10 protein-coding genes are annotated in these 6,265 nt (G+C 68.7%); 1 reads left to right on the forward strand and 9 read right to left on the reverse strand.

Annotation, left to right across the window (positions count from 1 at the left end; genetic code table 11):
• On the reverse strand, positions 1-360 hold the full coding sequence (gene flgB / locus HMPREF9710_RS17760) for a flagellar basal body rod protein FlgB (protein WP_005668595.1): 360 nt from the start codon (positions 358-360) through the stop codon (positions 1-3).
• Between the two features lie 113 nt (positions 361-473).
• Between flgB and flgA the strand changes: the two genes are divergently transcribed.
• A complete protein-coding gene (flgA, locus tag HMPREF9710_RS17765) occupies positions 474-1,136 on the forward strand; it encodes a flagellar basal body P-ring formation chaperone FlgA (protein WP_229409855.1) in 663 nt (220 codons plus the stop codon).
• A 4-nt stretch (positions 1,137-1,140) separates the two neighbouring features.
• Here flgA and flgJ read toward each other — a convergent pair whose 3' ends face one another.
• From flgJ to HMPREF9710_RS17805, 8 genes are all read right to left on the reverse strand, one after another.
• Positions 1,141-1,905 carry a flagellar assembly peptidoglycan hydrolase FlgJ gene (gene flgJ / locus HMPREF9710_RS17770; protein ID WP_005668599.1) on the reverse strand — a complete coding sequence of 255 codons (765 nt, stop codon included), beginning with the start codon at positions 1,903-1,905 and terminating at the stop codon, positions 1,141-1,143.
• The gene (gene flgN / locus HMPREF9710_RS17775; RefSeq protein WP_005668600.1) at positions 1,892-2,320 is read right to left on the reverse strand and encodes a flagellar export chaperone FlgN; all 429 of its coding nucleotides are present in this window, start codon (positions 2,318-2,320) and stop codon (positions 1,892-1,894) included. The genes flgJ and flgN overlap by 14 nt, the downstream gene beginning before the upstream one ends.
• Entirely contained in the window at positions 2,320-2,592 is a 273-nt protein-coding gene (gene flgM, locus HMPREF9710_RS17780) for a flagellar biosynthesis anti-sigma factor FlgM (protein ID WP_005668601.1), read from the reverse strand. Before flgM ends, flgN begins: the two co-directional genes overlap by 1 nt.
• A 29-nt stretch (positions 2,593-2,621) precedes the next feature.
• The gene (locus tag HMPREF9710_RS17785) at positions 2,622-3,569 is read right to left on the reverse strand and encodes a flagellar motor protein MotB (RefSeq protein ID WP_005668602.1); all 948 of its coding nucleotides are present in this window, start codon (positions 3,567-3,569) and stop codon (positions 2,622-2,624) included.
• Between the two features lie 3 nt (positions 3,570-3,572).
• Positions 3,573-4,484, reverse strand: coding sequence for a flagellar motor stator protein MotA (gene motA, locus HMPREF9710_RS17790; protein ID WP_005668603.1), 912 nt, complete (start codon positions 4,482-4,484; stop codon positions 3,573-3,575).
• Positions 4,485-4,520: 36 nt separating this feature from the next.
• The gene (locus tag HMPREF9710_RS17795) at positions 4,521-5,255 is read right to left on the reverse strand and encodes a FliA/WhiG family RNA polymerase sigma factor (protein WP_005668604.1); all 735 of its coding nucleotides are present in this window, start codon (positions 5,253-5,255) and stop codon (positions 4,521-4,523) included.
• 28 nt (positions 5,256-5,283) lie between these two features.
• Positions 5,284-5,733 (reverse strand): flagellar basal body-associated FliL family protein, encoded by a 450-nt coding sequence (locus tag HMPREF9710_RS17800; RefSeq protein WP_005668605.1) that lies wholly within the window; start codon positions 5,731-5,733, stop codon positions 5,284-5,286.
• A gap of 5 nt (positions 5,734-5,738) precedes the next feature.
• Positions 5,739-6,265, reverse strand: a 527-nt coding sequence (locus tag HMPREF9710_RS17805; RefSeq protein ID WP_005668606.1) for a flagellar hook-length control protein FliK, incomplete at its 5' end; no start/stop codon positions are given.

Consider the following 6,265-nt stretch of genomic DNA (forward strand, 5'->3'; position numbering starts at 1 on the left):
TTATTGGCCGGTGATGGCTTTGTTCAGGCCGCGCAGCTTCATATTGATGAAGGTCAGGCTGGTCTGGAAATCGGAAGCGTTCTGCGAGAACGCCGCCTGCTCGACGCCGATCTCGACGGTATTGCCGTCGGCGCTCGGGTGGTAGGGCACGCGAAACAGCGGGCCGTCCTCGGAGAGCGTCGGCAGGCCGTCGTCGGCATCCATCCGGTCCTGCATCACGCTGGCGAAGTCGATGTCGCGCGCCGTATAGCCGGGCGTGCTTTCGTTGGCGATGTTGGCGGCCAGCACGCGGGTGCGTTCGGCGCGCAGCTGGAGCGCGTCGGCGCTGACGCCGAGGGCTTCCTTGAAATTAATCGACATGGCGATTCTCCAGTGAACTGCAGTGAACTTGGTTAGAATGGGCCTTTCCGCCTGACCCGTATTGTCCAATGATTGCTTTCCGTACGGCAACAATAAGTATTGTAACCTGTCTGTTGTGCACCACAGCGTGGTCGGCGCAAACTCTTTCCGTACAAATAGAACAAGCCGCGCGCGAGCAACTCGAGAAGGTCGCCGCGGCCAGCGCGCTGGGCGATCCGGAGTTCGACCTGAACGTGGTCAGCAGTCGTCCGGCGCCCGCCTGCAAGGGGCCGGTAAGCGTCGAAGCGCTCGACACGCGCCAGCCGGCGCGCATGCGCTTCGTGGCGCGCTGCCCGGACGGACAGGGCTGGCGCCACGACTTCGTGGTGCGCGCGCGCATGTCGGCGCTGGTGGCGGTGACCGCGGCGCCGGTGGGCGCCAACCAGACGCTGGGCGAATCCGACGTCACGCTCGAGCGGCGCGACGTGACCAACCTGCGCGATCCGATCGGCCTGCCCGAGGAAGCGGTCGGCCAGTCGAGCCGGCGCAGCCTGCGCGCGGGCGAGGTCCTGCGCGCCAGCCAGCTGGTAGCCCCGATCGTGGTGAAACGCGGCGACGCCGTGGTCATGACGGCGCGCGAGGACGGCATCGAGGTCAGCATGGCGGGCGAGGCGCTCGACGCCGGCGCGCGCGGCGCCGTGGTGCGGGTCAAGAACAGCGCCAGCGGCCAGGTGGTGCGCATGCGCGTGCTCGGCGCCGGCGCGGTGCAGCCGATCGACATGCCGCTGGGCGAATAGTCCGTCATTCCTGGTTCCCTTGCAGGCTGGCCGCGATGCGGGCCAGCTTGGCGGCGTAGCCGGGATCGGTCGCATAGCCGCCGCGCGCCAGTCCCTGGGCGAAGGCCTGGGCGTCGTTGCCGGTGTTCAGGGCGGCGCGGTAGCGCGGATTATCGGTGAGCACGCGCGCATAGTCCTGGAAGGCGCTGGCCGCGTCCGGATAGGCGCGGAAGCGCTCGCGCGTCTTGAGCGCGGCGCCGTTCACGTATTCGGTGGTGGTGGACTCGCCGGCGGCGCCTTCCCAACCGGCGCCGGCCTTGATCCCGAACAGGTTGTGGCTGCTCGCGCCGTCGGCGGTGCGCAGCGGACGCTGACCCCAGCCCGATTCGAGCGCGGCGTGGGCCTGCACCAGTTCCGGCGCCACGCCGAGTTGTCGCGCGGCCTGGCGCGCCCAGGGGGCGATGCTGTCCAGGAACGCCTGCTGCTCCGGCGTGTTGGCGGCAGCGCCGCCGCTGGCGGTGGCAGGGTCGACGCGCTCGTCCTCGCCCATGATCAAGCCTTGCGCGCGCAGCCGCAGCAGGGCGCCTTCGGCGCTCAGGCTGCTGGCGGCGCCGCCGTCGACGTCGCCGTGCTGGATGTAGGCGTTCACTTCGCCCTGCAGCTCGCTGAACAGGCGGCCGAAGCCGGCGCCGCCGCCGTCGCCGATGGCCGCGGTCGGACGGGTCGCGGCGGTGGCCGACGTGGCCGCCGTGGCGGCGGTCGGCGCGATGGAGAAATCAGCGTGGCGCATAGATGCCATCCTCGCCATGCAGCACGCGCTGCATCACGGAGTATTGCTCGGCCAGCAGCTGGCCATTGCGGATGGTCGCTTCCTTGCAGGCGCGCACGATGGTTTCCAGCTCGGCCCAGGCGGCGTCAAAAGTGGCGCGCGCGGCCGGTGTCAGGCTGGCGATGTACTGTTCCATCGTGGCTTGCGCGCCGAGCAGGGCGCGCACCAGCTGCAGGCGTTGCTGGCGGCGCCCTTCCATGGCCTCGAGCAGCGGCGCAAGGTCCTCGGCCAGCGCCGTCAGTTCAACGCTGCGGTGGCGCACGGCGGCCTCGAACTGCCGTTCCAGCAGGGCGTGGATGGCGGCCGCTTCGTGCAGGTCGCGCTGGACGCCGTCGAGCAGCAGCGCATTGGCCTGGGTGCGGGTGAGGGTGGCCATCAGCGTCCTCCGTGGAATTTCTGGATCAGGCCGGCCAGGCGGCCCGGGTCGAACGGCAGCTCGCCGCGCGCCAGCGCATCGCGCAGCTCGGCCACGCGGGCGGCGTCGAAGTCGGGCATGGCGCGCAGGGCTTCGGACGCGGGTTTCAGCACCTCGGATTGCAGGGCGGCGCCGGCGGCCGCCGGCATCTCGGCCTGGACCGGCGCGGCCACGGTCTGGGCGCCGACAGTGACGCTGGCGACGGCGGCGTTGGATGAGCCGGTGATTTTCATGCGGTTACCTCGAGATTTCGGTTGGATCGTCATGGCGTTTTCGGCAGTTGGCCGCGCAATTCTTCGAGCGCCGTCGCGTCGGGCAGCGTGACGGTGGCGCCGTTGCCCAGCGCCGTTCCATTGCTGCCGGGGGCGCCGAACATGTTCGCCACCGCGCGCGACTGGGCGCTGGTCAGGATCAGGAGTTCGATGCGGCGGTTCATGCCGTCCAGCGGGTCTTCCGGATGCAGCGGACCGCGGTCGGCCATGCCGACCACCTGCAGGATGGTGGAGGTCTGCATGCCGCCGGTGAGCAGCTGGGCGCGCGCGGCCAGCGCGCGGTCGGTCGACAGGGCCCAGTTCGAGTAGCCGCCCTTGTCGATGCCGGCGTAGCGGCTCGAATCGGTATGGCCGATGATCAGCATCTGGTTGCGCATCTGGGCGAACAGCGGCCCCATCTTCTGCAGCAGGCGCGCGAAGCGGCCGGTGGGCAGCGCGCTGCCGCGCATGAACATGCCCTGCTTGTCGGTGTCGTGCAGCATCACGCGCAAGCCGTAGGGCGTGACGACGGTGGCCAGGTTCGAGGCCAGGCCGGCGTTCACCGACAGCTCGGTCAGGGCCCTGGACAATGCTGCCAGGTCGGCTGGCGTCTCATAGCCGACCTTCGGGGCGCTCGGGCTGCCCGGCTGGCTGGTGCCGGCATTGCCGGTGCGCGGGACTTCGAAGCGTTCGATCAGGCTGCCGCTCGGCTCGGTGGCGATGGCCGGCTTCTGGCCTTGCCCCTCGAGCATGCCGGCGCTGGTGGCGTCGCGCACGATCGCCTTCAGGTTCTGCTGCTCGCGCGCGGCGATCAGCCACAGCACCAGGAACAGCGCCATCAGGGCCAGGCAAAAGTCGGCGAACGCCACTTTCCAGGCGCCGCCGTGCTCGTCGTGCTGGTGCTTGCCGCCGCCGCGCTTGACGATGGTCGATTCGTGCTTGTCGTTCGTTTTCGACACGTGTTACCCCGCCATGCGGTCGCTGCCGCGGCGCCGCTTGTTCTGCGATTCGTCTTCGCCGCCCATGGCGTTGATCCACTGTTCGAGCTGGGCGAAGCTGGGCTTGGTGTTCAGCTGGATCAGGCGGCGTCCGGCGTCGATCGCCAGCAGCGCCGGCTTGCCGGCCACGTGGGTGCACAGCACCACCTTGACGGTCTCCATGGTCGAGGCGTCCGAATTGACGGTCTGCTTCATCAGGTTGGCCAGCGGTTCGAGCACGCCGTAGCAAAAGAAGATGCCGATGAAGGTGCCGACCATGGCCGCGCCGACCTTCTCGGCGATCTCGCCCGAATCGGCGCCGCCCGAGACCGAGTACATGGCCATCACGATGCCCAGCACCGCGGCCAGGATGCCGAAGCCCGGCATCGCCTCGGCGATCTTCTGCAGCGATTTCGACGGCTGGGTCAGCTCTTCGTGGATGGCTTCCAGTTCCTGCTCCAGCACGCCTTCCAGCTCGTGGGCGTTGATCTTGCCCATGGCCATCAGGCGGAAGTTGTCGACGATGAAGGCCAGCAGCTTCGGCTCGGCCAGGATCGCCGGATAGCGCTGGAACAGCGGGCTTTCGGCGGGCGCCTCGACGTGGGCGTCCAGGGCCTTCAGGCCGCCGGCGGCGGTCTGCAGCAGTTCGTACATCAGGAGCAGCAGCTGGCGCTGGAATTCCGAGTCGTGCTTCTTGCGCGCCGCGACCTTCTTGAGCTGGTGGCCCATCTCGGACAGCACGTGGCGCGGATTGCCGAGCACGAGCGCCCCGAAGGCGGCGCCGCCGATGATCAGGATCTCGACCGGGTGGAAGATCGAGGCGAAGGTGCCGCCCATCATGGTGAATCCACCGAAGATGGCGCCGAGCACGATGGCGATGCCGAGTAGTTGCTGCATGACTTAGGGCCTTTCTGGCTTATTCTGTGATTCGGTTCAGTCGCGCTGGAGCGCGGCCTTCATCTTGGCCAGCGCACTCTTGTTGAGCTGGCAGACGCGGGCGTCGGACAGGTCGAGCACGGCGGCGATTTCCTTGTAGCTCAGTTCGAACTCGTAGATCATCTGGATCACGCGCTGCTCCTTTTCGTTGAGGGTGGTCAGCACCTGTTCCAGGCTGCGCCGCACCATGAACTGTTCTTCCGGGCCGGGCGTATGGTGGGCTTCGGCGACCGCTTCCTGCAAGACTTCGTCAAAGCTCAGCATTTCCTCGGCACTGTCGTCGAGCAGATACTGTTGATACTCATCAAAGGACAGGCCCAGGGCCTGCGCCGCCTCTTTCTCGCTCGGCTCGCGGCCCAGGCTGCGGGTCAGCGCGCGCAGGGCGTCGCGCTGGCGGTGGCTGTCCTGGCGCACGGCGCGCGGACGCCAGTCCTGGCGCCGCAGCTCGTCGAGGATGGCGCCGCGCACGCGCAGCGCCGCATAGCTCGAAAAGCCGGCATCGGGCTGGCCGTAGCGGCGCAGCGCTTCGAGCAGGCCCATCAGGCCGATTTGCTCCATGTCCTCGCGCCCGAACGCGCCCGACACCTGGCTGCCGAGCTGGCGCGCGATGCGCTTCACCAGCGGCGCGTAGGCCAGCAGGTGGCGCCCCTCGTCCTGGGCGCTCATGCCGGCGGCTTGCGCCTCGCCATAGTCGGCGCAGGCGCCGGCGGCAACGTCGAGGTAATCGGTCATATAGGCCACGTGGTCACCCGGGATGGTGTCACTCGATGATCAGCTTGCCGACCATGACTTCGGAAAACGGCTTGATGTGGTTTTCCTTTTCATAGTTGGCGTTGAATACCTTGTTCAGCTCGGCCGCGTACTGGTCGACCGTCATGCTCGAGGCTTCGGCCATGGTGCGCGCCGACAGCGCCGAGACGGCGATCGAGCGCAGCAGCGGCAGCTGTTCCTTGGCTTCCTTCTCTTCGGCCGGCGTGGTGGCCAGCACCAGGTCGACCGACAGGTAGTGCGCGGCCTGCTCGTTCGGCGCGCGGCGCAGCATGACGATCACCTTGTCCAGCGTGACGTACTTGGTCGGCTTCTTCTCGGGGGCCGGCTTGGCCACGGCGCCCGCTGCGGGCGCCGGGTTCATGTACCACATGGCGCCGCCCGCGGCGGCGGCGGCCGCCACGGCGACCCCGGCAAAGGCGATGATCAGTTTTGCTTTCATGGTCTTTAGTCGCGGTTATTCATCGAAAACAGGGAACCGGCGTCGCCGGCGTCGTTCAGGGCCAGGCCGGGCGTGCGCTGGCGCTGTTCTTCCTCGCTCTGCTGGCGGCCACGGCCCCCGGCATCGGCGCCGGGCTGGCCGGACGGCTGGTTGCCGGCCTGGGCGGTGGATTGGGCGCGCGGGGTCTCGCTCACGTTGACCGAGACGTTGCTGTACTGGCGGCCGGCCAGGTCGTTGCGCAGGCTGTCGCTGACCGTGTTCAACTGGCGCAGCACTTCGCTGTTGGAGGCGGCGATGGACACTTCCAGGTTGCCGCCGCTGTGGCGTACCGAGATCTCGATCCGGCCCAGCATCGGCGGCTCAAGGCGGATCGTGGCCTGCTCCATGCCGCGGCCGAGCTGCAGCTGGAGGCGGTCGCCCAGCGCTTCCTGCAGGGTCTGGCGCCAGGCGGTCGGCGGACCGGCGAGCGTGACGCTGTCGGCGCCGCGGGTCGCGGCCGGCTGGCTGGCGGCGCCGGCGACGCCGGCGGTGG

This window comes from Massilia timonae CCUG 45783, from assembly GCF_000315425.1.
GTDB classification, from domain to species: domain Bacteria; phylum Pseudomonadota; class Gammaproteobacteria; order Burkholderiales; family Burkholderiaceae_D; genus Telluria; species Telluria timonae.